A 25,953-nucleotide genomic window follows, 5' to 3' on the forward strand; every position below is an offset into this window, starting at 1 on the left:
TCCCATGAGCAAGAATTCCTCTACGATTCCTACCTATGGCCGCTATCCCGAACTGGATCGCGTCCGTTTCCCTGCCGACATGCGGAACCTGTCCGTCGACCAGCTCAAGCAGCTTGCCGAAGAACTGCGCTCTGAAACCGTTGACGCCGTATCCACCACGGGTGGCCATCTCGGCGCCTCTCTCGGCGTAGTCGAGCTGACCGTCGCCCTGCACGCCGTTTTCAACACGCCGGACGACCGCATCATCTGGGACGTTGGCCATCAGGCCTATCCGCACAAGATCCTGACGGGCCGCCGCGACCGTATTCGCACCCTGCGTCAGCCCGAGGGCCTGTCGGGCTTTACCCGTCGTTCGGAAAGCGAATACGACCCGTTCGGCGCTGCCCACTCCTCCACCTCGATTTCAGCTGGCCTCGGCATGGCCGTTGCGCACCATCTGCGCGCGGAAGAAGACCCGAGCTACCACGAGCGCAACGTCATTGCCGTGATCGGCGACGGTTCGATTTCGGCTGGCATGGCCTATGAAGCCATGAACAACGCCGCAGTCGCAGGCCCTGGTGCGAACCGTCTGATCGTGGTGCTGAACGACAACGAAATGTCGATCGCCCCGCCGGTCGGCTCGATGTCGGACTACCTGTCGCGTCTGATGTCCTCGCGCCAGTTTTTCAGCCTGCGCGATCTCGCCGGCAAGGTCGCCAAGCGCCTTCCGGGCAAGATCGAGCGCACCGCCAAGCGCGCCGAAGAATATGCCCGCGGCCTGATCACCGGCGGCACACTGTTTGAAGAACTCGGCTTCTACTATGTTGGCCCAGTCAACGGCCACGACATGAGCCAGCTCGTGCCGATCCTGCGTAACCTGCGCGACGCCGACGATCAGGGTCCGATCCTGCTGCACATCATCACCGAGAAGGGCCGCGGCTACAAACCCGCCGAAGCCGCCGGTGACAAGTATCACGCCGTCAGCAAGTTCAACGTCGTCACGGGCGAGCAGAAGAAGGCTCCAGCCGGTCCCCCGAGCTACACGTCCATCTTCAGCCGCGAACTGATGCGCCGCGCCAAGACCGACGACAAGCTGGTTACGATCACGGCCGCCATGCCGTCCGGCACGGGTCTGAGCGCATTCGCAAAGGCCTATCCGGACCGCTTCTTTGACGTCGGGATTGCCGAACAGCACGCCGTCACCTTCGCCGCTGGTATTGCATCTGAAGGTCTGCGCCCGTTCTGCGCGATCTATTCGACCTTCCTGCAGCGCGCCTACGATCAGGTCGTGCATGACGTCGCGCTCCAGAACCTTCCGGTCCGTTTCGCCATCGACCGCGCCGGTCTGGTCGGTGCCGATGGCGCCACCCATGCCGGTTCGTTCGACCTCAACTACCTGTGCTGCCTTCCGAACATGGTGGTAATGGCACCGTGCGACGAAATCGAACTACTGCACGCTACGGCTACGGCCTGTGAATATGACGCCGGACCGATCGCCTTCCGCTACCCGCGTGGCAACGGCATCGGCCTTGATCTGCCTGAAAAGGGCGAAGTCCTGGAAATCGGCAAGGGCCGCATCGTCCGCGAAGCCCGTCGCGCGCCGAACGCCCGCGGTGGCGTCGCCATCCTGTCGCTTGGCCCGCGCCTGCATGAATCCTTGCGCGCCGCTGACCAACTGGCCGCACAGGGTGTTCCAGTCACGGTTGCCGATGCCCGCTTCGCCAAACCGATCGACAAGGGTCTAGTGGAAGATCTGGCAAACCAGCACGAAGTCTTCATCACGCTTGAAGAAGGTGCCATTGGTGGCTTCAGCAGCCTCGTCGTTCAGCACCTTGCCGAAACCGGTCTGCTCGACAAGGTGAAGTTCCGTCCGATGGCCCTGCCGGATCGTTACATCGATCACAACACGCAGGACGCACAGTACGAAGAAGCCGGCCTGACCGCACCGCATATCGTACGCACCGCGGCAGACGCCCTTGGCGTCGAAGTCGCCCAGCAGTCCGCCTGAACGACTGATGGCTAAACGCCGTGCCGACCAGCTCCTCGTTGACCGGGGACTGGTCGAAAGCCGGACACGGGCACAGGCCCTGATCATGGCGGGCCTCGTCTATACGAGTGACCGCCGGATCGCGAAAGCCGGCGACCAACTCCCCGAAGACGCGCCCCTCGCCCTCAAAGGGCAGGACCACCCTTGGGTGTCGCGTGGCGGGCTCAAGCTGATCCACGCGATTGAACATTTCGGGCTGGCCCCGAAAGGCCGCGTCGCCATCGACGTTGGCGCTTCGACCGGCGGCTTTACGGACGTCCTGCTCACGCATGGGGCTGCGAAGGTCTATGCCGTGGACGTCGGACATGGGCAGCTTGCCTGGAAAATCCGCTCGGACGAACGCGTCGTCGTCCTGGAAAAGACGAATGCCCGCGCCCTGACGACCGCACAGATTCCCGAACCAGCAGGGATCGTGGTCTGCGATGCCAGCTTCATCGGCCTGCGCACCGTCCTGCCTGCCGCCCTTGAGCTCACGACGCCGGATGCCTGGGCCGTAGCGCTCATCAAGCCCCAGTTTGAAGCAGGCCGCGGGGAAGTCGGCGCAAAAGGCGTCGTCCGGGACCCAGCTGTCCACGATCGCGTCTGCGAAGAAATTCGGGAGTGGTTCGCAGCCCTTCCCGGCTGGGAAGTCCTCGGGATCGAAGCCAGCCCCATTACCGGTCCGGAAGGCAATCGTGAGTTCCTGATCGCAGCCAGAAAAACAGGCACGGCACAGACTACTGCGGAATAGTTTGCTAAAATAGTTTTCCGAGGAAGACCGCGCTTTTCCTTTGGAACTGCAGGTCTCCCCCGTGCTATGGCTCCGCCGCCATGACAGCCGTAATCCATCCCGATATCCGTCCCCGAATCAATTCCGTCGCGTCCGACGATCTGAACGCTGCCGAGCGCGAGCGCATTCACGCGAAATCCGCCCTGTTCGCACCGCCCGAAGCACGTCTCACAGACGGGAGGCGCGATCTAGTAGGCCTGTCGCGCGAAGAATTGGCCGCACTCATGACGGAAATCGGCGAGAAGCCCTTCCGCGCCAAACAGCTCTGGCACTGGATCTACCATCAGGGCGCAACCGATTTCTCGGCGATGACAACCATCGCCAAGCCCATGCAGGCCAAGCTCGCGGAACATTTCGTCGTCAGCCGCCCCACGACCGCGACCGAACAAACCTCCGTGGACGAGACGCGCAAGTTCCTCTTCCGCTTCCGCGACGGCCAGGAAGCCGAAACCGTCTACATCCCGGATCGCCGGGAAGACCGGGGCGCTGTCTGCATTTCCTCGCAGGTCGGCTGCACCCTGTCCTGCACCTTCTGCCATACCGGCACCCAGAAGCTCGTCCGCAACCTCGGCCCTGCCGAGATCGTCGGCCAGTTCATGGCAGCCCGCGATAGCTACGGCGAATGGCCCAGCCCGAGCGCAGACATGCCGCGCTACCTGTCCACCATCGTACTGATGGGCATGGGCGAGCCGCTCTACAATTACGAAAACGTCGCCAAAGCCATGCGGATCATCATGGACGGCGAAGGCATCGCCCTATCTCGCCGCCGCATCACCCTTTCGACGTCCGGTGTGGTCCCGATGATGGATCGTTGCGGCGATGAACTTGGCATCAACCTGGCCATCTCGCTGCATGCCGTAACTAACGAACTGCGCGACCAGATCGTGCCGCTCAACCGCAAATACCCGATCGAGGAACTAATCGCCGCCTGCCGACGCTATCCGGCCGCATCCAACTCACGCCGCATTACTTTCGAATACATCATGCTCCGTGGCGTGAACGACAGCGAAGCCGATGCCCGCGAACTCGTGCGTCTGATCCGTGACTTACCGGCCAAGGTGAACCTGATCCCGTTCAACCCCTGGCCCGGCTCGGATTTCCAACCCTCGACCCGCCAACAGCTCACGAAATTCGCCAACATCGTAATGGACGCCGGCTTCGCCTCGCCCATCCGCACTCCGCGTGGTCAGGACATCCTTGCGGCCTGCGGTCAGCTCAAGACCGAAAGTGAGCGCCAGCGCCGTTCCGCCACCCCCGAAGCCTGACATTCGCCCGGTTTCCCTCTTCTCCCCGAGATGCTAGAAACGCTTCTCAAACGAAACACACCAAGGACCACGCAGTTATGAGCGCCCACCAGGACGTCAAGAAAGTTGTGCTCGCCTATTCTGGCGGCCTGGACACTTCGGTAATCCTCCGCTGGCTCCAGAAGACCTATAACTGCGAGGTCGTCACCTTCACCGCCGACCTCGGCCAGGGTGAAGAACTCGAACCTGCCCGCAAGAAGGCCGAAATGTTCGGCGTCAAGGAGATCTTCGTCGAGGATCTGCGCGAAACCTTCGTCAAGGATTTCGTGTTCCCGATGTTCCGGGCCAACACGCTCTATGAAGGCCAGTACCTGCTGGGCACCTCCATCGCCCGTCCGCTGATCGCACAGCGCCAGATCGAGATCGCCGAAGCCGTCGGCGCCGACGCCGTGGCGCATGGTGCAACCGGCAAGGGCAACGACCAGGTCCGCTTCGAACTCGGCTATTATTCGCTCAAGCCGGACGTAAAAGTCATCGCCCCCTGGCGCGAGTGGGACCTGACGTCTCGCACGAAGCTTCTTGCTTTCGCCGAAGAAAACCAGATCCCCGTCACGAAGGACAAGCGCGGCGAAGCTCCGTTCTCCGTGGACGCGAACCTCCTGCACTCCTCTTCCGAAGGCAAGCTGCTTGAGGATCCGTCGATCGGCGCGGAAGAAATCGTCTTCCAGCGTACGATTTCACCGGAAGCCGCACCCGACGTCGCAACCGAAATCACCATTGATTTCGTCAGCGGTGACCCGGTCGCCATCAACGGCGTGGTGATGACCCCGGCAACCCTGCTGACCCGCCTCAACGAACTGGGCCGTGACAACGGCATCGGCCGTCTCGATATCGTGGAAAACCGCTTCGTGGGCATGAAGTCCCGCGGCATCTACGAGACGCCGGGTGGCACGATCTTGCTAGCTGCCCACCGCTCGATCGAAAGCATCACGCTCGACCGTGAAGCTGCCCATCTCAAGGACAGCATCATGCCGCGCTATGCCGAGATCATCTATAACGGTTTCTGGTTCTCGCCCGAGCGTCGAATGCTTCAGGCCCTCATCGACACCAGCCAGCATTCCGTGACCGGCCGTGTCCGCATGCGCCTGTACAAGGGCAATGTAACCTGCGTGGGTCGTGAAAGCCCGCACAGCCTGTATGATACCCGCGTCGTGACTTTCGAGGACGACGAAGGCGCCTATAATCAACAGGATGCCCAGGGCTTCATCAAGCTCAACGCCCTGCGCCTGCGGCTTGGCGGCCAGATCGGCCGTCGCGGCGGTACGCTCTGATTTCTCAACAGACTCCCCGGGGGACCATGACCAGTCTGATCCGTCTTACATCCGCTTTCGCCCTGTGTGGCGCCCTCGCTCTGACAGGGTGCGCCGGTGGCCACAAGCAAGTGGATGATTCCGACCTGACGCCCGAACAGTTTATGGCGAAAATCCATGCTGAACCCGGCGTCAAGACCCTGCCGGACGGCCTGTCCTACAAGGTTCTCCAGTCGGGTCCCAAGGATGGTGAAAGCCCGCATCATGGCTCCACCATCATGGTCATCTATGAAGGCCGTCTCCCCGATGGTGGCATCTTCGACAGCTCTGACCAGCACGGTAACGGCGCCTATATGGAAATGCCGCTCGACGGCCTCGTACAGGGCTGGCTTGAAGCGCTGCCCATGATGCATGTCGGTGACGAATGGATGCTCTACCTTCCGCCGAACCTCGGCTACGGCAAGCGCTCCATGGGCATTATCCCGCCCAACAGCCCGCTGATTTTCAAGATCCGCCTTCTGGGCGTCAATAACGGCGGCGGTCAGCAGTAAAAGCCGTCACCTCTGCCGGAGCAGCATTCAGGACTGTTCCGGCAGAGTCCAGTGCGCATCGCAACGCGCTTCATAAAGCTCCTGGTCCCCCGTCTCCAGAAGATGACCGGTGTCATGGGTTTTCGCGGTCCAGACGGCAGGCGCGCCACAAACATGACAACGCGCCGTCAGGACAATAACCTCATCCGCATCTTCCCTTAGCCGCTCCATGACGTCGAACGGAACGCGCCGGTAATCGGTATCCAGCCCCCCGACGGTCACATCCACGCCCAGCGCCCGAACATCCCGGATATCCTCAACGATATCGCCCTGATAATGCGGCGTAACCCAGAATTGCCCCTCATCCAGAACGATATGACCGTACAGGTCCGCATCTTCGGGCCATGTGTTCACCGACATCGCAGCGAGATGAGATCCATCCCGGCTAACGAGCTCTGCGCCATCGCGCGTATCAAAGCCGGGCTTGAGGGCCAGAACATCCGTCTGCTTTTTTGCGGCAGCAATCAGATGCGCGGATTTCCCCGCAAACATCGGCCCCACATACAATACAAGACGGCCTCTAACGGTCATGGCTTCTCCTTCCGATAGCGCCATGAGCCCTATTACAGCCGATTTGCCAAGCCCCGGACTTGCTGAAACGGCTCTGAAAATGCGACAACGACGCTGTGATCAGAATTGACCCAGCCGTCCGACTGCCTCTGTTTCTCGCCATTTTCATGGTGGCGGTCTTCGTTGTCGGTCACGCTTGGGAAAATCGCGCTCAGGCCCCGCGCGAATACGCCAATGAATGCAGCACCTGCCACCACGGCGGTCATGGTCAGGTTTCTGAAGTCGCCCCGATTTTTGGCCGCGTTGGCCCGATCGCACAAACTCCTGCCGGGCATCACTACCTGGCCGACGTCCTGCTTTACGGACTAAACGGCCCCATTACGGCGGGAGATGGCCATTACAACAGTTCCATGCCGTCTTTTCACCGCCTCTCCAACGACGAGATCGCCCGCATCCTGACATTCGTCGCAAGTCAAGAAATGCCCGCAGACGCCCCGACATTCACCGCCGCTGACGTCGCAGCCGCACGGGCTCATCCGATGTCGGCGACGGAAGTTTTGCAAGAACGGCAGAAGCTCGACCTGCAAACACCCGTTCATTGAAGCCGTTCGCTTCCCCTTTCCCAACAAATGAAGACAGAACCCATGCAGCGCGTATTTTCCGGCATTCAGCCAACCGGCATTCCCCATCTGGGCAATTATCTCGGAGCAATCCGCAACTGGGTTACGCTGCAGGAAGACCATGACTGCGTCTTCTGTCTGGTGGACCTGCATTCCATCACCATGCCCTGGGACCCGCAAACCCTGCGTGAACAGACGCTCGGTTCGACAGCCTGCCTTCTGGCGGCCGGAATCGAACCCACACGCCTGTACAACCAGTCTGCCGTCAGCGCGCATGCCCGCCTCGGTTGGATTTTCAACTGCGTCTCGCGCCTCGGCTGGCTCAACCGCATGACCCAGTTCAAGGACAAGGCCGGCAAGAACCGCGAGAACCATTCGGCGGGCCTGTATGTCTATCCGAACCTGATGGCCGCCGACATTCTGGCCTTCCACGCAACCCGCGTCCCCGTCGGCGAAGACCAGCGCCAGCATATCGAGCTCACCAACGACATCGGCCAGAAGTTCAATCACGACATGGGCGTGGAGTTCTTCCCGCAGGTGGAGGCCTTCATCCCTCCCGCCGCAGCCCGCGTCATGAGCCTGCGCGATGGCAGCAAGAAGATGTCCAAGTCCGACCCGTCAGAACAGAGCCGCATTGTCCTGACCGACACCGCAGACGACATCGCCCTGAAAATCCGCCGCGCCAAGACCGATTCCGAACCGCTCCCCAGCGAAACGGACGGTCTGAGCGAACGTCCGGAAGCCCGAAACCTCGTCTCCATCTATGCAGCTATGTCGGATGAAACACCGGCAGACATTCTGGCCCGCTTCAGCGGTCAGGGCTTTGGCCCGTTCAAGAATGCTCTCGCCGAGCTTCTGGTGGAACGTCTGGCCCCGGTCGCCAGCGAAACGCAGCGCCTGCTTCAGGACGAAACGCATCTGCTCTCGGTCCTGCGTGCCGGTGCCGAACGTGCAAACAGCGTTTCGGAACCGATCGTTCAGGAAGCCGAACGCCTCGTCGGCTTCCTGCGCTAGGATTTCAAATGCTGGACGACCGGGAAACCGGCTCGTTCAGCAAATCCATGATCTCCGCAGCAGCTGCATCAGCGGGCGTCCCCACAGGCGGTGCGAGCATCTCAAGCACGTCAGCAAACGCCATACGCTGCTTTTCCACCATCTGCGGATCACTCAACAGCTTCGAGACCATCTCGGTCAGTTTCTTTGGCGTGCAATCTTCCTGAAGCAGTTCCGGCACCACTTCTCGTCCGGCCAGCAGATTGACCATCGCCACATGCGGCACTTTGATCAGACGCCGCGCAATCGTCGCCGTCACCGGGTTGACGCGATACGTCACCGCCATCGGCACATTACCCATCGCAAGCTCCAATGTGGATGTCCCTGACTTGGTCAGGGCGCACTGCGCTGCCGCAAAGGCGTCGTGCTTGTCATGGATATCCGTGACGATATGGGGCTGAACCGGCCATTTACGGATCAACTGACGGATCGTCGGCGCAATCACAGGCGCAACCGGGATCACAGGACAGATATCCGGATACTGCACCCGCAACAGATCCAACATCTTGCGAAAAACAGGCAGAAGCCGGGGGGCTTCCGAACGCCGGCTACCCGGCATCAGGATCACAACGGGCGCATTGGCCGGAATATTGTGCCTCAGCCTGAAGCGCTGCGCATTCCCCTGCCGCACGCCCGACTGAAGCACCGGATGCCCGACAAACCGCCCCTCAAGCCCGCGCTTTGCAAACCACTCAGGCTCAAAAGGCAGGAGGCAAAGCAGCCTGTCCCAGAGCCCCGGAAACTCCTTGACCCGGTTTTCGCGCCAAGCCCAGACCTGAGGCGCCACATAATGAACGCGCTTAATCCCGGAACGCTCAATCTTTTGCAACAGACGCAGAGCAAAACCTGGGCTGTCGATCGTCACAACAAGATCCGGCTTACGCAGCTCAATATCCTGAACGGCCTCCAGAAGCCGCTGCGACAGATGCCGCAGACGGGGCAGCACTTCGACAAGCCCCATGACCGCCAGATCGCTCATGGGAAACAGGCTGTGCAGCCCGAGCGCTTCCATACGCCCGCCCCCGACACCAGCAAAAACCAGCGAAGGGTCCTGCGCATGGAGTGCCTGCATAAGACGTGCACCGATCACGTCTCCACTGGCCTCACCCGCCAGAATCCAGATTACCCGCCCGTAACGGGGCAAAAGCGTGGCTTTTTGGGAAGGGTCCGTCGAGGACTGTCCGTCAGATCCGGATTCTGGAAGAGAGTTCATCGACGCAGCACAGCCCCTGTTGCCTTGAGCACCGCAGCTTCCACCGATTTGGAAACCGCTTCAAGCTGCGCATCCGTAAGACTCTCGCTCTGTGGCTGCAAGATCACTTCCACCCCGAGCGAACGATGTCCTTCCGGCAGACTGCCGCCCTCAAACACATCAAACAGCCGGACATCCTGCACCAGATTGCGATCCGCCATCCGCGCGGCCTTCAGAACAGCCTGAATTTCCACATCCGATCCCGCCACGAAAGCGAAATCACGGCGGACAGGCTGCAGCGGAGACAGAACAGGCGCAGCTTTGCGCTTAGCCTTTGGCAGCGGCACCTGATCCAGATAGACTTCGAACGCCACCACGGTTCCGCTCAGTCCCAGCGCCCGCGCGACACGCGGATGCAGTTCACCAAACGTCCCCAGCACCATCTTCGGACCCTGCCGTACCAGGCCAGACCGGCCCGGATGATAGAAACCCGGGGCATCAGCCGTGACCGACAGCGCTGCTTCCGGCACTCCCAGTGCCACCAGAGCGGCAGTCAGATCCGCCTTCGCCTCCCAAAGCGTTGCTTCATGCGCCGCAACACCAGGCTCACGCGCCGTCAGACCAGCCCGCAGACCCGCCAGACGCAGATGCTGTCCGGTTGCATCGAAGCTCGGTCCAACCTCGAACAGCGCCCCTTCACCCGACAGACCCAGACCGCGGGCCAGATTACGTGAAAGAGCCCGCGCCAGATTGATCAGTGGGGTCGGACGGAGCTGGTCCAGATCAGTGGCAATCGGATTCAGCAGATGATGCGCTTCCAGCACGTCACCGAACAGAGCCGCATCACCCTGCGCCACGAACGAGAAGCCAACCGTCTCGGTCAACCCGCGTGCCGCACAGACACGACGCAACAGGGCCGCACGCGCCTGAAGCGGCGTTACAGCCGGAGCCGGCACAACCGTCGTCTGCGGCAACGCAACCGCCGGAACATTGTCTAGCCCGTAAAGCCGCAGCACTTCCTCAAGCAGATCGCATTCCGCTTCCATTGCCTGCACATGGCTGGCAGCCCGACCCGCCACGTCTTCATCCAGCGTCGGGGCCTGCGCCAGAACCTGTCCCGAGGCAATGTCATTGCGCCAGGACGGCACCAGGAACGTCGCGGCGTCTTCCGTCCGTTCCGTCACCTCAAAGCCCAGATGCTCAAGGGAGCGGACGGCATCGTCAGCCGCGATATCTACACCGCCCAGTGTCTTCAGACGCTCGAACCGCAACGTCGCCGTCCGTTCCCAGTCCGGCAGAGCCCCAGCCTCGGTGATCTCGCTGACTTCACCGCCACACAGATCGCGGATCATGATCGTAGCGGCTTCAAGTCCATTGAGAACCTGTGCCGGATCGATCCCGCGCTCGAACCGCTGCCGCGCGTCGGTGTGAATGGCCAGACGACGTCCTGTCAGGGCAATCCGTACAGGATCAAAGAGAGCGGATTCTACAAACACATCAGTCGTGTTTTCATCCACGCCACTGCTTTCACCGCCAATCAGACCGGCAAGCGACTGCACACCGGCTTCATCGACAATGACCATATCCTCGGTGCCGAGCACATATTCGCGCCCATCAAGGCCCGTAAAGGTCTCTCGAGCCGCAGGCGTCACCGTAAGCGTATCGCCTTTAAGTTTTGCAACATCAAAGACATGCAGCGGACGGCCGAGATCATAAGTGAGGTAGTTCGTAACATCGACAAGCGCCGAAATCGGCTTGACCCCGACCGCCTCCAGACGACGCTTCAGCCAATCCGGGCTCGGCCCGTTCTTCACGCCCCGGATCACACGCCCAACAATATACGGGCAAGCCGGATGTTCAGTCTTCCACGCCAGCGAAGACGGGAAATCCCCTTCCACCGCCTCCGTCAACCAAGACTTGAGACGTCCGATGCCCGCCGCAGCCAGATCCCGAGCAATGCCACGAATACTCAGCGCATCGCCCCGGTTGGGCGTAATCGCGATCTCAATGACCGGATCATCCAGTTCGGCATAGGCTGCATAAGACTCACCGATCGGAGCCGCTTCGGAAAGCTCGGCAATCCCGTTGCTTTCTTCGCCCAGGCCCAGCTCCTTTAGAGAGCACAGCATCCCGTTGCTGTCCTGCCCCCGGATCTTGCCCTTCTTGATGGTAATGTCGAGGCCCGGAATATACGTGCCCGGCGTCGCAAAAATCACGTGCAAGCCAGCCCGCGCATTCGGCGCACCGCAAACGACCTGCACATCTTCAAAGCCGGTGCCCGCAGCAACCCGGCAGACCTGAAGCCGGTCTGCATCCGGATGACGATGTGCCTCGACGATCTTCGCAGTCCGGAAACCCATCAGACGATCAGCGGGATTTTCGACGCCTTCGACCTCAAGCCCGATGACATTCAGCCGGGCACAGATCTCTTCAACAGAAACTGTAAAATCAAGATGTTCGCGCAGCCAGGAAAGAGAGAACTTCATGTCACACGCCCTCCGTCAGCGTAGCAGGCGAAAATGCCGAAAATCCGTAATGACGCAGCCAGCGCAGATCGCTTTCGTAGAAAGACCGCAGATCGGGGATGCCGTTCTTCAGCATCGCCAGACGCTCGATCCCCATTCCAAACGCAAATCCCTGCCATTCGGCCGGATCAAGCCCACAGTTCGCCAGAACCCGTGGATGGATCATCCCCGATCCCAAAACTTCCAGCCAGTCAGAGCCAGCACCGATCTCGCCAGTCGCCTTCGACCAGCCGATATCAACTTCCATGGAAGGCTCGGTGAACGGAAAGTAAGACGCACGAAACCGCACAGGCAGGTTCGGCTTGTCGAAATAGACGCGCAGGAATTCGATCAAGCAGCCCTTAAGGTGGCCAAGCGTGATGTTGCGATCGACTACAAGACCTTCACACTGATGGAACATCGGCGAATGGGTCGCATCATGATCAGCGCGATAGGTACGGCCGGGTGCAATGATGCGGACCGGAGGCTGTGAACCGAGCATTGTACGGATCTGCACACCCGAGGTCTGTGTGCGCAGCACCCGTGGCTCCCCACCCTCATTCTTCGGAGGCAAATAGAACGTATCGTGTTCGGTCCGGGCGGGATGATGCTCGGGCGTATTCAGGGCCGAGAAATTATGCCACTGGCTTTCGATATCCGGCCCTTCGGCGACGGAGAAGCCCATTGCGCCGAAAATGGCCGTCATTTCCTCAATGGTCCGGCTGATGGGATGGATGGTGCCTGTCACAACTGCGGGCGCCGGCATCGTCACATCCACGCGCTCAGAGCGCAGACGCGCCTGAAGCGCCTCTTCCTCGATATCGCGACCACGGGCCTCAATAGCTGCCGTCAGTTCATCGCGCAGACCATTCAGCGCCTGACCGCGCTCTTTGCGCTCCTGCGGCTCCAGCTTGCCCAACTGTTTAAGCAGAGCCGTCAGCGCACCAGACTTCCCCAGCGTCCCGACGCGGATCGCGTCCCACTGGACGCGGTCCTGCGCTCCGGCCAGCGCAGCCAGCGTGTCATTCCTGAGTATATCGAGATCGTCAGCCATACCGCCCATCCCCTGCAGCACAAAACAAAACGGGCCGTCCTGATAACAGGACGGCCCGCCAGTCACCAGACCCCCGAAGGGATCAAGCCGGAAAAGCTCAGCCGAGAGCGGCCTGGGCCTTCTTCACGATTTCACCGAAAGCAGCGCTATCGTCAAAAGCGATGGCGGCGAGGACCTTACGGTCGATCTCGATGCCAGCCTTGTCCAGACCATTGATGAAGCGGCTGTACGTCAGACCATGCTCGCGGACAGCAGCGTTGATACGCTGGATCCACAGGGCGCGGAAATCACGCTTCTTGTTGCGACGGTCACGATACGCATAACGCAGCGCCTTCTCGACGCGCTCCAGAGCAATACGGTAGTTCGTGGACGAACGGCCGCGATAGCCCTTGGCGAGCTCGAGAACCTTCTTGTGACGGGCGTGCGACGTTACGCCCCGCTTGACACGTGCCATTTACCTTATCTCCTCAGAGCCCGTAGGGCGCCCACTGCTTGATTGTCTTCGCATCCATGTCCGTCATGGTCTGAGGACCGCGGTTGGTGCGCTTCATCTTCTGCGGACGGTTGATAAGGCCATGGCGCTTGTTGCCCGGGCCGCACATCACTTTGCCGGTCGCGGTGATCTTGAACCGCTTCTTGACCGACGACTTGGTCTTCATCTTGGGCATTTCGGTCTCCCTCGCCGTAAACGATTGGTCCTGCACACAGTAAGGACTCTGCACGGCCGGGCATGCCACTCGTGGCCCGGACGCGTGCGCGGAAGCGGTGTCCTTATCGGAGACCAAAGTATTCTGCAAGCGCATTATTTTCTTGAACGCTCAATCATAAGTTCCCCCTTTCCTCAAGTCACGACGACGTGAATGCCCTCACAGTGACGTGAGCGAGATGAACCTTCTGACATCTTGACCCTTGATATCCTTCCATGTGCTTTGTCCGGAAGTCACCGTGCTGCACCAGAACAACATCTTCAGGAACATCATGAGTACAACATCCCGGCCAGGGCTCTGGGCCCTGATAACGGCCGCGGTCTTCGCGCTTTGCGGCGCGATCCTTACCGTTGGCGGCGCATGGGTCGCTGCCATCGGCGGCCCTCTTTATTATGTCCTCCTCGGTCTGGCGCTCCTCGCCACGGCTTTCCTCTCATTCCGGCGCAATCCAGCTGCCCTTTACCTGTTCGCAGTTGCCGTTTTCGCAACGGTCATCTGGGAACTCACGGTTGTCGGTCTCGACATCTGGGCCCTGATCCCGCGCTCGGACATCGTCATCATCCTCGGCATCTGGCTGCTGCTGCCGTTCGTCTCCCGCCAGATCGGTGGTACGCGGACGACCGTTCTGCCGCTCGCCGGCGCCGTTGGCGTTGCGGTTCTGGCCCTATTCGCCAGCCTCTTCACCGACCCGCATGACATCAGCGGCGAACTGCCGACGCAGATCGCAAACGCCTCCCCCGCCGACCCGGACAACGTCCCGGCCAGCGAATGGCACGCCTATGGTCGTACGCAAGCCGGTGACCGCTGGTCCCCACTGAACCAGATCAACGCATCCAACGTCAGCAACCTCAAGGTCGCATGGCATATCCACACCAAGGATATGATGAACTCCAACGACCCCGGCGAAGCGACGAACGAAGCGACCCCGATCGAGTTCAACAACACGCTTTACATGTGCTCCCTGCACCAGAAGCTGTTTGCGATTGATGGTGCCACCGGCAACGTCAAGTGGGTCTACGATCCGCATCTCCAGATCAATCCGGGCTTCCAGCATCTGACCTGCCGTGGCGTCAGCTTCCACGAAACGCCGGCCAATGCCACGGATTCCGATGGCAACCCTGCTCCGACGGACTGCGCCAAGCGCATCATCCTTCCGGTCAATGATGGCCGTCTGGTTGAAGTCGATGCCGACACAGGCAAGACCTGCTCCGGCTTCGGCAACAACGGCGAAATCAATCTGCGCCTTCCAAACCAGCCTTACACGACGCCCGGCCAGTACGAGCCGACGTCTCCGCCGGTTATCACGGACAAGCTGATCATCGCCAACAGCGCCATCACCGATAACGGCTCGGTCAAGCAGGCTTCAGGCGCCACGCAGGCATTCGACGTCTACACCGGCAAGCGCGTCTGGGTGTTCGATGCGTCCAACCCGGATCCGAACCAGCTTCCGGATGACAGCCACCCTGTCTTCCACCCGAACTCCCCGAACTCCTGGATCGTGTCGTCCTACGACAAGAATCTGAACCTCGTGTACATCCCGATGGGCGTGGGTACTCCCGACCAGTGGGGCGGTGACCGCACGAAGGATTCCGAGCGTTTCGCTCCAGGTATCGTTGCGCTGAACGCAGACACGGGCAAGCTCGCCTGGTTCTATCAGACCGTTCATCATGATCTGTGGGACATGGACGTTCCGTCCCAGCCGAGCCTCGTGGACGTAACACAGAAGGACGGCACGCTTGTTCCGGCCATCTACGCTCCGACCAAGACCGGCGACATCTTCGTCCTCGACCGTCGTACCGGCAAGGAAATCGTCCCGGCTCCGGAAACCCCGGTTCCCCAGGGCGCTGCTCCGGGCGATCACACCAGCCCGACCCAGCGGATGTCTCAGCTGACCCTGCGTCCGAAGAACCCGCTGAACGATTCCGATATCTGGGGCGGCACGATCTTCGACCAGATGTTCTGCAGCATCTATTTCCACACCCTGCGCTACGAAGGCCCCTTCACGCCGCCGTCGCTCAAGGGCTCGCTCATCTTCCCGGGCGATCTGGGCATGTTCGAGTGGGGCGGTCTGTCCGTCGATCCGCAGCGTCAGGTGGCTTTCGCCAACCCGATCTCCCTGCCGTTCGTCTCCCAGCTCGTTCCCCGCGGACCGGGCAACCCGCTCTGGCCCGACGAAAACGCCAAGGGTACAGGTGGTGAAACCGGACTGCAGCACAACTATGGCATTCCGTATGCCGTCAACCTGCATCCTTTCCTGGATCCGGTGCTGCTGCCGTTCGGCATCAAGATGCCCTGCCGCACGCCGCCCTGGGGCTATGTCGCCGGTATTGACCTGAAGACCAACAAGGTCGTCTGGCAGCACCGCAACGGCACACTGCGTGACTCGATGTACGGAAGCTCCCTGCCGATCCCGCTGCCACCGATCAAGATCGGTGTCCCGAGCCTTGGTGGCCCGCTCTCCACGGCTGGCAACATCGGCATCCTGACGTCGTCCATGGATTACTACATCCGGGCTTACAACCTGACGACGGGTAAGGTCCTCTGGCAGGATCGCCTGCCGGCTGGCGCCCAGAACACTCCGATGACCTATGCCATCAACGGCAAGCAGTACATCGTAACCTATGCAGGCGGACACAACTCGTTCCCGACCCGCATGGGCGACGACATCATCGCCTACGCCCTGCCCGATCAGAAATGATCTGACAGGACCCTTTGGGCTATAGAAAAGGGGAGATGCCATTAGGCATCTCCCCTTTTTTCATTCCGGCAGACTGGCGGAAGATACAATAGTTACATATAGTAACAAATTCATTTCCCGATGAGAGACATATCTTGAGACTGTCCGTCATCCACCCACTTCTGACTCTTACCCTTTTCTTTGCGGGCAGCAGCCTGCCCGCAAAGGCCGAAGACCATCCTCTCGGCGCGATGCTGGATCCCCACCATCACAGCACCCTCATTTACCCGCCCGCCGAACTTGAATTTCACAGAAGTGGAACGGCCCATGTCCGCTGCGTCATCAGCGCTTCCGGAATAGCCACCGACTGCCAGTCTTCCGCCTCACAACCGGATTTCGGCCTCGCAGCCGAGCAGATGACCTACAGCTCAACGTTCCTGCCCGCATACCAGAACAACGTGGCCACTCCCGGCACCTGGGAGAAAACCTACACCTTCCATGCCTCGCCTGACTTAACGACACCGATGCTCGACAAGGCCCATACGCCCCCACCCCATTATCCCGAAGCCGCCGACGCTGCCGGAATTAGCGGTCACATCACTGTCCTCTGTCAGATCGACCAAATAGGCGCCGCACATGACTGCATAGTCAGCGACGGCCCACCCATCCTAAAACGCGCTTCGCTCGCCTATTTCAGCCTTGCCAGATACTACCCGGCCCTCAGGGACGGAAAACCCGTCACAGCACAGTACCGGGGGAACATCACCTGGGACACGACTCATCCCGTGGACCAGCAAGGCTTCCATTAGCCTGCCAGTACAAGACAGCTTGCACGCCGCTCTCAACATATGCATGCTTTTCCGAGAACCAGGCCTCGTTCCCCGTAACCCGCCACAACTCTGGAGATCATACCCATGCCGTTCCGTCGTCTCTCCGTTGCTGCACTCGCCGTTCTGGCGCTCGGTACCCAGATGGCCCACGCCAAGCCCTGTCGCGACGACAAGGGCAAGTTCACGAAATGCGAAGCTCCCCAGAAGCCAAAGCCCTGCCGGGACGCAAAAGGAAAATTCACAAAGTGCCCGGCGACTGCCAATGGCACGGCAGCTGCAACCAGCACCGCTCCGTCGGCAAGTCACCCGCAGTAAGATTATACTCTCTGCATAAAAAACCCCGCTGGCGTTGAGCCTGCGGGGTTTTTGCTTTCTAGTGTGATGCGCGCTTCTGAATGGCTTGCGCCATGGCCTCAACCCCATTGCCGCGGTTCGTTGACAGCGCCTTAACCAGCCCCATGTCATGCAAAAACACCGGGCTTGTTCCCAGAATTTCCGATTTCGGGCGGCCGGAATAAACCCTTAGCAAAAGCGCCACGAGCCCCTGAACGATCGCGGCATCCGACGCCCCGGCGAAAAACAGCTTTCCATCCCGTTCGACCGCTTCAAGCCAGACCTGGCTCTGACAGCCCGAAACACGATGGGCATCATCCTGCCATTTTTCCGGAAATGGCGGCAGCTTGCGTCCCATCTCAATGATGTACTGATACCGTTCCATCCAGTCATCAAACAGACCCAACTCAGCCTCGATCTCCTCGATAGCCGCAGCAGCCGTGTCCTCCTGGGGAACAAGATAGGCATCACTCACGTGTCACAATCTCCAATTCACAGACCCATTGCCGCCAACCCATGCAAAACCGGCTTCTTATGACGCGCCAGCGTCAACAGAACGCATGGTTTCAGCAACAGCCCTCTGCAGGCTTTCCTGCGTAAAGGGCTTCGGCAAAAGAAGCCCGTTTTCAGGGGCCGGCATATCATCTGTGTGCCCGCTGATAAACAGCACCCTCAATCCGGGCAGGGCCTTCAACAATGCTTCCGCACAGGCCAGACCATCATGATCCGGCATCCTCATATCAATGATCGCCAGCGCGAAAGGGGACGCCGGATCAACACGCTTCAGCGCATCTGCCAACGAGGCAACAGCCGTCACCTCATGACCATCCTGGGCCAGGAATCCGGCCGTCACCATTCGCACCGGTGCTTCATCATCCAACACCAGAACTTTCAGGCGCTGTTCAAGCTTTGCCCCCTGAAGCGGCGCCACAGAAACCCGCTTCTGGCTACCCTGCGCCACGGGAAGCAGCAGCGTCATGCGCGTCCCCTTGCCCACGACACTGTCAACAACGATTTCGCCATAACTCCGACTCAGAAAACCATACACACTGGACAGACCCAGCCCGGTCCCACGCCCGACATCCTTGGTCGTAAAGAAGGGATCAAAAATTCTTGCCACAACCTCCGGCGGCATACCTTCGCCTTCATCAACGATCTCCAGCGCTACGGCCCAGTCCGGACAGCATTCCGCGGGAAGACCCGTCCGCTTCTGCTCGACGACATGTGCACTGACTCGCACCGTGCCACCATCCGCCATGGCATCCCGTGCATTCACACACAGGTTCAAGAGCGCCATTTCAAGCTGGTCTGCATCAGACCAGACCAGCGGCAGATCCGACGGCACATCTTCCACACACAGCGCGCACGGAGCCGCCGATGCCGATACACCCCGCTTTTTGAGGCTCTGGCGCAAAAGATCCGTCAGCCCCGGCAGCAACTGCCCCAACGACACCGCCGACAAACGCGCCTCACGCGGGCGTCCGAACTGAAGCAACCGCCGCGTCAGAACGGCCCCGCGCTGGGCAGAATCCGTGGCATTGCGAAGCAGCGCCATAGATGCCTCATCAAACTCCGCAATATCTTCCAGAAGTTCGAGAGACCCTGAAATCGCCGCCAGCAGATTATTGAAATCATGCGCGATACCGCCAGCCAGCGTCCCAAGCGACTGCAGCTTTTCAGCCTGACGCAGTCGTGATTCCATAGCGACACGGGCCGTCACATCCCGGTCCATGCTGACCTGCCAGGCATCCGCCCTGGAAGCACCTTCCGGCCAGGCAAGAGCCAACCGCGTCAGCTCATGCCAGCGCACAACAGAACGCCCCTCTCCTTCCGTAAGAACCTCGCTGACCAAACGCTCTTCCTGCCCGGAAACACGGACATCTTCACGCATGGCGGTGATCTCGGGCCATAGCTTTTCAGGAAAATGAGCCTGCTCGTTCTCAGCCCCGCTCTCGGATTCATTCCGGACATTGCTGCGGATGCACCGCCCGTCCCTATCCGAAAAAACAAGCCCGATTGGAAGAGCTTCCATCAGTCCACGCAGCAACGCCTGCTCGGTCTTCAATGCTCGCTGCGCCAGACAGTGCTGCGTGACCTCGCCCACCAGAGAGCGCAGCGCATCCGAATCCCACGGCTTATGCACATAAGCCTGTACCTGGCCCTGATTCAGCGCAGATACGACGGCCTCCAGATCCGCATATCCCGTCAGCAGAATACTACGCGCGTCCGAAAAAGCCCGCGCCTGCATCAGCAACTGGTCCCCGGTCAGGCCAGGCATCCGCTGATCAGAAATAATGGTCGCAACATCCCGATATTCCCGCAACAGATCCAGCGCCCGCAGCGGGTCCGTCGTGGACAGGATTTCATACTGGTCTTCCAACAGATCCGTCAGGGCAACGAGGATTTCCTCCTCATCATCCACCAGCAGAATTAGAGGACGCGACGGCCCTTTTGCGCTCCAGAAAGTCATGCTGCGCGGCCAGTCGCCACCGGCCCCTCCTCGGTCATGCGAACGGGCAAACTCATCCGGAAACACGCTCCGACCCCGCGCCCGTCCGGCAGATTGGCATCCGTTACCTCAATCACCCCGTCATGCGCCTCCATAACGCTATAAGCAATGGCCAGCCCCAGACCTGTCCCGGTTCCAACGGGCTTGGTCGTGAAGAACGGATCGAAAATTCGCGTCCGCAAGTCAGGCGGCAACCCCGATCCGTCGTCACTCACACTCATTTCGTAGCGCCCGTTTTCCAGCCGCGAGGCAATGACGATCCTGCCCCGCACGATATCTCCATCCGTAGACATGTCCGCCATCGCATCAGCCGCATTGGAAATGATGTTCATGACAGCCTGATTGAGAAACGCTGGCTGACAGACCAGTTCGGCCGGCGCCTGAAGATCTTTCTGCACGATGATCCCCGGCCCCAACTTGTGCGCCAGAAGAGCCAGCGCCGTTTCCAACGCTGCCGGAACATCGACCTTCTGGAAGGAGCTCTCATCCAGCCGTGAAAAGCGGCGCAGACTCAAAACAAGGTTCTGGATCCGCTGCAAGCCGAGCTTCATCGAGTCCAGACGCGACATACCTTTTTTCGTCAATGACATCGCCTCGTCGGACGCATTGACACCCTGCAGGCGTTTGAGCGTCCGCGCTACCGTATCGGCATGTGCAATCGTGAAAGCGAGCGGGTTGTTGATCTCATGCGCAATCCCCGCCACCAGTTCACCCAGCGAGGCCATTTTTGCCGTCTGAACGAGCTTGGACTGCGCCTGAAGAAGCCGCTCATTCGTCCGCGCCAGTTCCATGTTGGCCTGCGCCAAAGCTTCGGCCATTTCCGCCTTGGCTCGCGCCGCTTCCAATGTCAGCGCGTTCTGCTGACGCTCGATTTCCTGCTGGCGGAACTCGTCCTGCGCCATCCTGCGCTGGGCCAACGTACGGATTCGCATCGCGAGCGCTTCAAGCGCGATATCACTCGGTACCAGATCGTCGATTCCTGCTTCGAAGAACTCGCCGGAAGACTGCCGCCTGAACCGTGATGCTTCCACGATCCCAAGGGTCCGGAACGGAATGCCACCGGCCTCCAGAACAGCCTGCCGCCGCGCATCCAGAAGCCGGCAGAACTTCAGATCCTCGTCCCCGCTGCCCAGTTCCAACACCAGACAGTCCGGACTGTCCGCCCCCCGAAGCCACCCTCCCTCAATCAGATCGTCGGACCGCTCGATCGAGGTGACAGTATGCCCATCACGCCAGAGCAGTTCTCCCAAAGTAGTCTCGGGAACATCCTCGACAACTTCTTCCTCCTCTTCATCATCACGCGGAGAATTAACGATCACGATCCGCGCCCGGCGCAGACGGGATGCCTCATCGACCTGAAGGAGTTCCGGCCCTTCGCGAAGAAGAGCGCGCATCCGCAGCACCATGAGATCCGGATGGGCTGACTTGGAAATATAGGCGTCCGCACCACTCTCCAGCCCCTCACGCTCCACACCTGGTGACGCATCTTCCGTCAGCATCAGGATCGGGATGTTCCGGGTCAGCGCATCCAGACGCAACCGCCGCGCAAGCTGGCCACCACTCATGCCCGGCAGTTCGGTACAGGCAACCACCAGATCCGGCATGGCCTCCTCGATCGTGCCCAGCGCCTCTTCGCCACTCATGGCGCAGGTCAGCGCAAACCCCTCCTTAACCAGAACCTGGGCAATCTGTCTGGCATGGTCACAGTCGGGTTCCACAAGGACCACCCGAGGCATGTTGGACGTCACCATAGGCATCTCGAACTCAGGAAAAGGCATGACAGCACGGGAAAGTTTGCATTGGCGTTCTCTTGCAGCTAGTCCGAAGTGAACCATTCGTCCGTTTTCAGGGGCGAAGACTAACTCCCGTTGCCGGACCACTGGAAGCCATATCTATGGACATGCAGCCCCCATCCCATATCACGGACCGCCTTCTGGGCCGCAGCAGCCGCAGCGATTCATCGCTCACCACGTCCTCCATGATCAGGACGGGCATCTGGTCGGTCTGCTATTTCGCCTTCTATCTGGCCCAGCAGATCGCCGAGCTTCTGGCGCCTCTCCTTCTGATTCTCGGAGTGGGCTGGTACATCCTGCCACATATCGTCAATGCGATCACCACGAGCGCTGCTACAGCAGATCCACAAGCGCGTGACATCATGAACCATGTCGCCGGGACTCTCCCGGACCATCTGCAGATCGGTTCTCACCTCGTTACGCCGGGCTCCCTGATTTTCGACGGTATCCTCCTCATGGCCATCGCCGCGATCGGAGCCACGGTCTCGGCCCTCGCCGCCCGCAACATGTAAGATGCGTAGGGGTCAGGAAAAATGTCCGACCCCAGGCAGAAAGCCGAAAACGCCTGCGCCCTTGCAGTACCACAGTGCAGCCACCCCAGATCCTGCCAACACAAGACTGGCGCCCCAGGCCGCAATCCAAGCTCCCGTAGACCCGATCATCGACAAAGCAGCCGTGTCCGTGGGCGCCTGTACCTCTCCGGTCGAGCGCGAATGCAGAACCGCGGAACGGCGGCCATCGCTGCGACTGGCCATCGCCCCGGTCGCCCGGAACGCCACTTCGCCCCCTGAAGCCGGCGACTCCGCAACGAAAGGCGCAGCCTCCTCTTCGGGCACCTCGAAAGCTTCAGGCGCGGCAACAGCCCCTGAGGGCGCCTCTTCCTGTTTCGAATCTACGGTCACGCCCAGCTCCCAGCTCTCTCCGCAGTTGGCACAACGCAGACGTTTGACTCCTTTTGTCAGCGCCTCCGGAACCTCAAAGACTGCATGGCAGTGGGAGCATTCAATGCGCATTCAATCAATCCCTTCGACAGCCGGCTCCGATCCGGCCTAGCCTGATCCGTGTGCTTGCCTGTTATGACGAAATGATCGTTATTAAATGGTTAATAAATTACCCACCTTTTCAATGAAGGCATCATGATTCGCCTCCTGAATGTCTCGATGATGCCCCCCGACGTAGGACAGCCCGTTCTGCGAAATCTGACGCTCACCGTCCCGCAGGGAGAATTCCGCTGGCTCCTCGGGGCGTCCGGAGCAGGAAAGTCGAGTCTACTGCGCCTCCTGACACTCGAAACACGCCCTTCGGCCGGTCAGATGGACCTGCTTGGCGTGTCCATCAGTCAGGCCAGCCGGACCACGTTACGAAACCTGCGGCGAAGGATCGGGTTTGTTCCCCAGGATTATCGCCTGATCGGGGAATGGACTGTGTTCGACAACGTGGCTCTCCCGCTGAGACTGCGCGGCGCCTCCGAACGCGACACCAGACGCGAGGCCTTCGCCGTTCTGGAATGGCTGGACGTCGCGCATCTCGCTGACAAGCGCCCTGGGACCCTTTCCGGCGGTGAACAGCAGCGCGCCGCCATCGCCCGCGCCCTGATTGGCCGTCCGGAAGTCCTGCTGGCTGACGAACCCACCAACGCCCTCGAGGACGCGCAGGCCCGTCGCTTGCTGGCCACGTTTCAGGAACTGGTGGAAATGGGCACGACTGTCATCGTTGCCACCCATAATGAAGCGCTGATCCGCGAAACTCCGGCCGCGTCCATCATCCTCCAGGACGGCACACTCGCAGGAACCGATATTCAGGACGGAATTGCCGCACTCCGGAGCAATAAAGCATGAGCGCGCCTGTCTCCCCCGGCCTGCGCTCCGGCAGCCTGCCGCTTCTGGTCGCACTCATGACCCTACTAGGCGGACTTTCGCTCGCCGGACTGACAGGCGTTCAAACTCTGGCCGAAGGCTGGGCCGGCGCCGCGCGCAACGCCACCACAATCGAGATCCCGTCCGATACGCCCCAGCTTGAAGACCGCACCCGCACGCTCATCCAGACGCTCCATAAGACACCAGATGTCACCACCGTTCGAGAACTTTCTCCGCAGCAGGTACAGACCCTTCTCGCCCCCTGGCTCGGGCAGATCTCGGACAGCGGACATCTCCCCGGCCTTTCCCTGCCCGTCGTTCTGATCATCGCCCATACCGGAACACCTGATTTGGGTAAGATCGTCCATGAGACCCTGCCAGAAGCCGTTGTGGAAGAAGACCGTCGCTGGGGAGAGCGCCTTAACGGTCTGGGAATCAGCCTCGTCGCCTGCGCCTGGCTTGCGGTCAGCCTTATCGCCGCCATCGCAATCCTTTCAGTCGGCATGACCGTCCGCCGCTCCGTAATGGCCCAGCGCAAGGCCGTCGAGATCGTCCATTTCCTCGGTGCCGGAGATATGATGATCTCCAGTCGCATTGCTGGCAGGGCCGCCCTTCTGAGCCTCGCCGGGGGCCTCACTGGATTGTTCTTCCTGAGCCCGGTCATCACCATGCTCGCTCGAAAACTGGCACCCTTCTCACGTGACGCTGGACCAATCGCGCTGCCTGCAACAACATGGCAGAGCATGCTGGTCAGCGAGTGGAACACCCTGCACGTCCTACCCCACCTTCTACTCGAAGAGCTTGGCGCCCTGCCTCTGATTGCCGCCTGCCTGGGCTGGCTTACCGCTCAGACCGTCGTGCTCGTCTGGCTCCGGCGGCTGCCATGAAGCGCCTGTTTCTGACATGCCTGGCTCTAGGCGGGCTCTGGCTTGCAGGATTCACTTGGTTCATTCAGGACGCGAGCAAGGCTTCCGTCACGGCCCCCGTCTGCGACGGCATCGTCGCCCTGACCGGTGGAGAGCAGCGCGTCGATACGGGCATCACGCTCCTGCGGGGCGGATACGGGCACCTGCTCCTGATCTCAGGAGTCGGCCCCCATGTCACGTTGCAGCACATCCTGCATCTCCAGCAGGAGTCTCTTTCCTCCCCCCTGGCAGAGCGAATCACGCTCGGCCGCCGTGCCACCAGCACGATCGGCAACGCCCACGAAACCGCCCAGTGGGCCCGTGACAATCACCTCCACCGCCTGCTGATCGTCACAGCCGGCTACCATATCCGCCGAGCAGTTCTCGAAATCCATCGCGTGGCTCCGGATCTAGCCCTCGTACCCTATCCGGTCGTGCCCCTTGCCCTTCAGGCGCCCCTTTCCCGCCGGATCCTGTTCTTGATGTTCCGCGAGTACAACAAATTCCTCGGCGCGGAAATCTGCGTCCTTACCGGCCTTCCGGATGGCCGGGAAGGACTGGACGGCGCCTGACAGCCCTTGTGTCCGAACTGCTTTTCTGGTGTGCAGAACACCATGATGAGCATTCTTCGCGGCGTCCTTTTCAATCTCTATCTTTTCTGGATCACTCTGTTCATGGGCCTCGGCACCATTCCGATCCGCCTCATGAAAAATCAGGATCTGGCCCTGTCCTACGCGAAGCTCTGGGCACGGGCCGTTCTGGCCGGATTCACCCGGATCTGCTCGGTCCGCATCGAAGTCACAGGGCGCGAGAACCTGCCTTCCGGTCCGCTGCTGATCGCCTCGCAGCACCAGTCCTTCTTCGACGGCTTCATCTGGATGACTCTTGTCGACCGGCCCGACTACATCATCAAGTCCGAACTGACCCGTATCCCCGTCGTAGGCCCGATGCTGCTCCTGACCGGCATGATCGCCATCGACCGGAAGGCCGGCTCAAAAGCCCTCCGCAACATGATGCGGGACAGCAAGGCAGCCCATGCCGACGATCGTCAGATCATCATTTTTCCCGAAGGAACCCGTACCCTTCCCGGAGAGCGTCATCCGATCCAACCCGGCATCGTCGCCCTGGCACGACAGACAGACGTTCCCATCGTGCCCGTCGCAACCGATTCAGGTCTATTCTGGGACCGCAATGCCTGGTTCAAGCGTCCGGGAACCCTGCACGTCGTCATCGGTCACCCCCTGCCGCCCCAGCAGGAGCGCAAGGCCTTCACCCAGGCTCTGGAGAGCGCGTGGGATGAACTGTGCACAACCCATACCCTTCCCCGCGATCCTGTGGATAACTCTGTGGACCCAGAAAATGCATGACCGGGCTGCAAAAAACTGAAATTTTTCAGAAGTATTCCAGACCCGACGCCTTCCTGACGCCCTATCTCTGACAGAATCTCCGAATTCCTTGATTTTCTGACACT

25 protein-coding genes are annotated in these 25,953 nt (G+C 60.4%); 15 read left to right on the plus strand and 10 right to left on the minus strand.

Annotation, left to right across the window (positions count from 1 at the left end; translation table 11 throughout):
* The first annotated feature begins 4 nt into the window (after positions 1 to 4).
* The 5 genes from dxs (at position 5) to IGS75_RS01790 (ending at position 5,900) form a co-directional block, all read left to right on the plus strand.
* Positions 5 to 1,987, plus strand: coding sequence for a 1-deoxy-D-xylulose-5-phosphate synthase (gene dxs / locus IGS75_RS01770; protein WP_202257417.1), 1,983 nt, complete (start codon positions 5 to 7; stop codon positions 1,985 to 1,987).
* Between the two features lie 7 nt (positions 1,988 to 1,994).
* A complete protein-coding gene (locus IGS75_RS01775) occupies positions 1,995 to 2,756 on the plus strand; it encodes a TlyA family RNA methyltransferase (protein ID WP_202257418.1) in 762 nt (253 codons plus the stop codon).
* A gap of 80 nt (positions 2,757 to 2,836) precedes the next feature.
* Positions 2,837 to 4,060, plus strand: a complete 1,224-nt coding sequence (rlmN, locus tag IGS75_RS01780) for a 23S rRNA (adenine(2503)-C(2))-methyltransferase RlmN (RefSeq protein ID WP_202257419.1) — start codon at positions 2,837 to 2,839, stop codon at positions 4,058 to 4,060.
* Positions 4,061 to 4,137: 77 nt separating this feature from the next.
* The gene (locus IGS75_RS01785; RefSeq protein ID WP_202257420.1) at positions 4,138 to 5,370 is read left to right on the plus strand and encodes an argininosuccinate synthase; all 1,233 of its coding nucleotides are present in this window, start codon (positions 4,138 to 4,140) and stop codon (positions 5,368 to 5,370) included.
* 26 nt (positions 5,371 to 5,396) lie between these two features.
* Positions 5,397 to 5,900, plus strand: coding sequence for an FKBP-type peptidyl-prolyl cis-trans isomerase (locus tag IGS75_RS01790; protein WP_202257421.1), 504 nt, complete (start codon positions 5,397 to 5,399; stop codon positions 5,898 to 5,900).
* Positions 5,901 to 5,927: 27 nt separating this feature from the next.
* Here the strand turns inward: IGS75_RS01790 and IGS75_RS01795 are convergent, their stop codons facing one another.
* Positions 5,928 to 6,470 carry a thymidine kinase gene (locus tag IGS75_RS01795; protein WP_202257422.1) on the minus strand — a complete coding sequence of 181 codons (543 nt, stop codon included), beginning with the start codon at positions 6,468 to 6,470 and terminating at the stop codon, positions 5,928 to 5,930.
* Positions 6,471 to 6,565: 95 nt separating this feature from the next.
* Between IGS75_RS01795 and IGS75_RS01800 the strand changes: the two genes are divergently transcribed.
* Together IGS75_RS01800 and trpS are read left to right on the plus strand one after the other, a co-directional pair.
* A complete protein-coding gene (locus tag IGS75_RS01800; protein WP_237468922.1) occupies positions 6,566 to 7,051 on the plus strand; it encodes a c-type cytochrome in 486 nt (161 codons plus the stop codon).
* Positions 7,052 to 7,093: 42 nt separating this feature from the next.
* A complete protein-coding gene (gene trpS, locus IGS75_RS01805) occupies positions 7,094 to 8,083 on the plus strand; it encodes a tryptophan--tRNA ligase (protein WP_202257423.1) in 990 nt (329 codons plus the stop codon).
* Between the two features lie 4 nt (positions 8,084 to 8,087).
* Here trpS and lpxB read toward each other — a convergent pair whose 3' ends face one another.
* The 5 genes from lpxB to rpmI all read right to left on the minus strand — a co-directional run bounded on the left by lpxB (position 8,088) and on the right by rpmI (position 13,540).
* Positions 8,088 to 9,335 carry a lipid-A-disaccharide synthase gene (gene lpxB / locus IGS75_RS01810; RefSeq protein WP_141351407.1) on the minus strand — a complete coding sequence of 416 codons (1,248 nt, stop codon included), beginning with the start codon at positions 9,333 to 9,335 and terminating at the stop codon, positions 8,088 to 8,090.
* Positions 9,332 to 11,800, minus strand: coding sequence for a phenylalanine--tRNA ligase subunit beta (pheT, locus tag IGS75_RS01815; RefSeq protein WP_202257424.1), 2,469 nt, complete (start codon positions 11,798 to 11,800; stop codon positions 9,332 to 9,334). The genes lpxB and pheT overlap by 4 nt, the downstream gene beginning before the upstream one ends.
* A 1-nt stretch (position 11,801) precedes the next feature.
* Positions 11,802 to 12,872 carry a phenylalanine--tRNA ligase subunit alpha gene (gene pheS, locus IGS75_RS01820; protein ID WP_141351411.1) on the minus strand — a complete coding sequence of 357 codons (1,071 nt, stop codon included), beginning with the start codon at positions 12,870 to 12,872 and terminating at the stop codon, positions 11,802 to 11,804.
* 97 nt (positions 12,873 to 12,969) lie between these two features.
* Positions 12,970 to 13,326 (minus strand): 50S ribosomal protein L20, encoded by a 357-nt coding sequence (gene rplT / locus IGS75_RS01825; RefSeq protein WP_011251849.1) that lies wholly within the window; start codon positions 13,324 to 13,326, stop codon positions 12,970 to 12,972.
* Positions 13,327 to 13,339: 13 nt separating this feature from the next.
* Complete coding sequence (rpmI, locus tag IGS75_RS01830) at positions 13,340 to 13,540, minus strand: 50S ribosomal protein L35 (protein ID WP_046901279.1); 201 nt, start codon at positions 13,538 to 13,540, stop codon at positions 13,340 to 13,342.
* A gap of 310 nt (positions 13,541 to 13,850) precedes the next feature.
* On the opposite strand from rpmI, the gene IGS75_RS01835 reads away from it, so the two are divergent.
* From IGS75_RS01835 to IGS75_RS01845, 3 genes are all read left to right on the plus strand, one after another.
* A complete protein-coding gene (locus tag IGS75_RS01835) occupies positions 13,851 to 16,277 on the plus strand; it encodes a glucose/quinate/shikimate family membrane-bound PQQ-dependent dehydrogenase (protein ID WP_141351413.1) in 2,427 nt (808 codons plus the stop codon).
* A 134-nt stretch (positions 16,278 to 16,411) separates the two neighbouring features.
* Positions 16,412 to 17,065 carry an energy transducer TonB gene (locus IGS75_RS01840; RefSeq protein ID WP_228123823.1) on the plus strand — a complete coding sequence of 218 codons (654 nt, stop codon included), beginning with the start codon at positions 16,412 to 16,414 and terminating at the stop codon, positions 17,063 to 17,065.
* A 105-nt stretch (positions 17,066 to 17,170) separates the two neighbouring features.
* Positions 17,171 to 17,401, plus strand: coding sequence for a hypothetical protein (locus IGS75_RS01845; protein WP_202257425.1), 231 nt, complete (start codon positions 17,171 to 17,173; stop codon positions 17,399 to 17,401).
* 58 nt (positions 17,402 to 17,459) lie between these two features.
* Here the strand turns inward: IGS75_RS01845 and IGS75_RS01850 are convergent, their stop codons facing one another.
* The 3 genes from IGS75_RS01850 to IGS75_RS01860 are packed head-to-tail and all read right to left on the minus strand — an operon-like array spanning position 17,460 to position 21,685.
* Complete coding sequence (locus tag IGS75_RS01850; RefSeq protein WP_202257426.1) at positions 17,460 to 17,894, minus strand: SufE family protein; 435 nt, start codon at positions 17,892 to 17,894, stop codon at positions 17,460 to 17,462.
* A 57-nt stretch (positions 17,895 to 17,951) separates the two neighbouring features.
* Positions 17,952 to 19,889: an ATP-binding response regulator gene (locus tag IGS75_RS01855; protein ID WP_202257427.1), complete on the minus strand. Its 1,938-nt coding sequence runs from the start codon at positions 19,887 to 19,889 to the stop codon at positions 17,952 to 17,954.
* Complete coding sequence (locus IGS75_RS01860) at positions 19,886 to 21,685, minus strand: ATP-binding protein (protein WP_408876490.1); 1,800 nt, start codon at positions 21,683 to 21,685, stop codon at positions 19,886 to 19,888. The genes IGS75_RS01855 and IGS75_RS01860 overlap by 4 nt, the downstream gene beginning before the upstream one ends.
* 137 nt (positions 21,686 to 21,822) lie before the next feature.
* Here IGS75_RS01860 and IGS75_RS01865 point away from each other — a divergent pair, with 137 nt between their 5' ends.
* Positions 21,823 to 22,233, plus strand: coding sequence for a hypothetical protein (locus IGS75_RS01865; RefSeq protein WP_202257428.1), 411 nt, complete (start codon positions 21,823 to 21,825; stop codon positions 22,231 to 22,233).
* A gap of 12 nt (positions 22,234 to 22,245) precedes the next feature.
* On the opposite strand, the gene IGS75_RS01870 is transcribed toward IGS75_RS01865, so the two are convergent.
* Positions 22,246 to 22,734, minus strand: a complete 489-nt coding sequence (locus IGS75_RS01870) for a zinc-ribbon domain-containing protein (protein ID WP_202257429.1) — start codon at positions 22,732 to 22,734, stop codon at positions 22,246 to 22,248.
* A 123-nt stretch (positions 22,735 to 22,857) separates the two neighbouring features.
* Here IGS75_RS01870 and IGS75_RS01875 point away from each other — a divergent pair, with 123 nt between their 5' ends.
* The 4 genes from IGS75_RS01875 to IGS75_RS01890 are packed head-to-tail and all read left to right on the plus strand — an operon-like array spanning position 22,858 to position 25,849.
* Positions 22,858 to 23,559, plus strand: coding sequence for a cell division ATP-binding protein FtsE (locus tag IGS75_RS01875; protein WP_141351427.1), 702 nt, complete (start codon positions 22,858 to 22,860; stop codon positions 23,557 to 23,559).
* Positions 23,556 to 24,464, plus strand: coding sequence for a cell division protein FtsX (locus tag IGS75_RS01880; RefSeq protein ID WP_141351429.1), 909 nt, complete (start codon positions 23,556 to 23,558; stop codon positions 24,462 to 24,464). Before IGS75_RS01875 ends, IGS75_RS01880 begins: the two co-directional genes overlap by 4 nt.
* The gene (locus IGS75_RS01885; protein WP_202257430.1) at positions 24,461 to 25,054 is read left to right on the plus strand and encodes a YdcF family protein; all 594 of its coding nucleotides are present in this window, start codon (positions 24,461 to 24,463) and stop codon (positions 25,052 to 25,054) included. Before IGS75_RS01880 ends, IGS75_RS01885 begins: the two co-directional genes overlap by 4 nt.
* A gap of 45 nt (positions 25,055 to 25,099) precedes the next feature.
* Positions 25,100 to 25,849 (plus strand): lysophospholipid acyltransferase family protein, encoded by a 750-nt coding sequence (locus IGS75_RS01890; RefSeq protein ID WP_202258046.1) that lies wholly within the window; start codon positions 25,100 to 25,102, stop codon positions 25,847 to 25,849.
* Positions 25,850 to 25,953 lie beyond the last annotated feature (104 nt).

This window comes from Gluconobacter sphaericus (assembly GCF_016757795.1).
Taxonomy (GTDB): Bacteria; Pseudomonadota; Alphaproteobacteria; order Acetobacterales; family Acetobacteraceae; genus Gluconobacter; species Gluconobacter sphaericus.

Excerpts from the sequence above, each read along its gene's own strand:
- rplT (WP_011251849.1), bottom strand. The coding sequence starts at position 13,326 with ATGGCACGTGTCAAGCGGGGCGTAACGTCGCACGCCCGTCACAAGAAG.
- IGS75_RS01835 (WP_141351413.1), top strand. The coding sequence starts at position 13,851 with ATGAGTACAACATCCCGGCCAGGGCTCTGGGCCCTGATAACGGCCGCG.
- IGS75_RS01790 (WP_202257421.1), top strand. The coding sequence starts at position 5,397 with ATGACCAGTCTGATCCGTCTTACATCCGCTTTCGCCCTGTGTGGCGCC.
- IGS75_RS01875 (WP_141351427.1), top strand. The coding sequence starts at position 22,858 with ATGATTCGCCTCCTGAATGTCTCGATGATGCCCCCCGACGTAGGACAG.
- IGS75_RS01870 (WP_202257429.1), bottom strand. The coding sequence starts at position 22,734 with ATGCGCATTGAATGCTCCCACTGCCATGCAGTCTTTGAGGTTCCGGAG.
- lpxB (WP_141351407.1), bottom strand. The coding sequence starts at position 9,335 with ATGAACTCTCTTCCAGAATCCGGATCTGACGGACAGTCCTCGACGGAC.
- IGS75_RS01845 (WP_202257425.1), top strand. The coding sequence starts at position 17,171 with ATGCCGTTCCGTCGTCTCTCCGTTGCTGCACTCGCCGTTCTGGCGCTC.
- IGS75_RS01775 (WP_202257418.1), top strand. The coding sequence starts at position 1,995 with ATGGCTAAACGCCGTGCCGACCAGCTCCTCGTTGACCGGGGACTGGTC.
- IGS75_RS01855 (WP_202257427.1), bottom strand. The coding sequence starts at position 19,889 with ATGACTTTCTGGAGCGCAAAAGGGCCGTCGCGTCCTCTAATTCTGCTG.
- IGS75_RS01880 (WP_141351429.1), top strand. The coding sequence starts at position 23,556 with ATGAGCGCGCCTGTCTCCCCCGGCCTGCGCTCCGGCAGCCTGCCGCTT.
- dxs (WP_202257417.1), top strand. The coding sequence starts at position 5 with ATGAGCAAGAATTCCTCTACGATTCCTACCTATGGCCGCTATCCCGAA.
- IGS75_RS01785 (WP_202257420.1), top strand. The coding sequence starts at position 4,138 with ATGAGCGCCCACCAGGACGTCAAGAAAGTTGTGCTCGCCTATTCTGGC.
- pheT (WP_202257424.1), bottom strand. The coding sequence starts at position 11,800 with ATGAAGTTCTCTCTTTCCTGGCTGCGCGAACATCTTGATTTTACAGTT.
- IGS75_RS01885 (WP_202257430.1), top strand. The coding sequence starts at position 24,461 with ATGAAGCGCCTGTTTCTGACATGCCTGGCTCTAGGCGGGCTCTGGCTT.
- IGS75_RS01865 (WP_202257428.1), top strand. The coding sequence starts at position 21,823 with ATGGACATGCAGCCCCCATCCCATATCACGGACCGCCTTCTGGGCCGC.
- IGS75_RS01795 (WP_202257422.1), bottom strand. The coding sequence starts at position 6,470 with ATGACCGTTAGAGGCCGTCTTGTATTGTATGTGGGGCCGATGTTTGCG.
- IGS75_RS01860 (WP_408876490.1), bottom strand. The coding sequence starts at position 21,685 with ATGCCTATGGTGACGTCCAACATGCCTCGGGTGGTCCTTGTGGAACCC.
- rlmN (WP_202257419.1), top strand. The coding sequence starts at position 2,837 with ATGACAGCCGTAATCCATCCCGATATCCGTCCCCGAATCAATTCCGTC.
- trpS (WP_202257423.1), top strand. The coding sequence starts at position 7,094 with ATGCAGCGCGTATTTTCCGGCATTCAGCCAACCGGCATTCCCCATCTG.
- rpmI (WP_046901279.1), bottom strand. The coding sequence starts at position 13,540 with ATGCCCAAGATGAAGACCAAGTCGTCGGTCAAGAAGCGGTTCAAGATC.
- IGS75_RS01890 (WP_202258046.1), top strand. The coding sequence starts at position 25,100 with ATGAGCATTCTTCGCGGCGTCCTTTTCAATCTCTATCTTTTCTGGATC.
- pheS (WP_141351411.1), bottom strand. The coding sequence starts at position 12,872 with ATGGCTGACGATCTCGATATACTCAGGAATGACACGCTGGCTGCGCTG.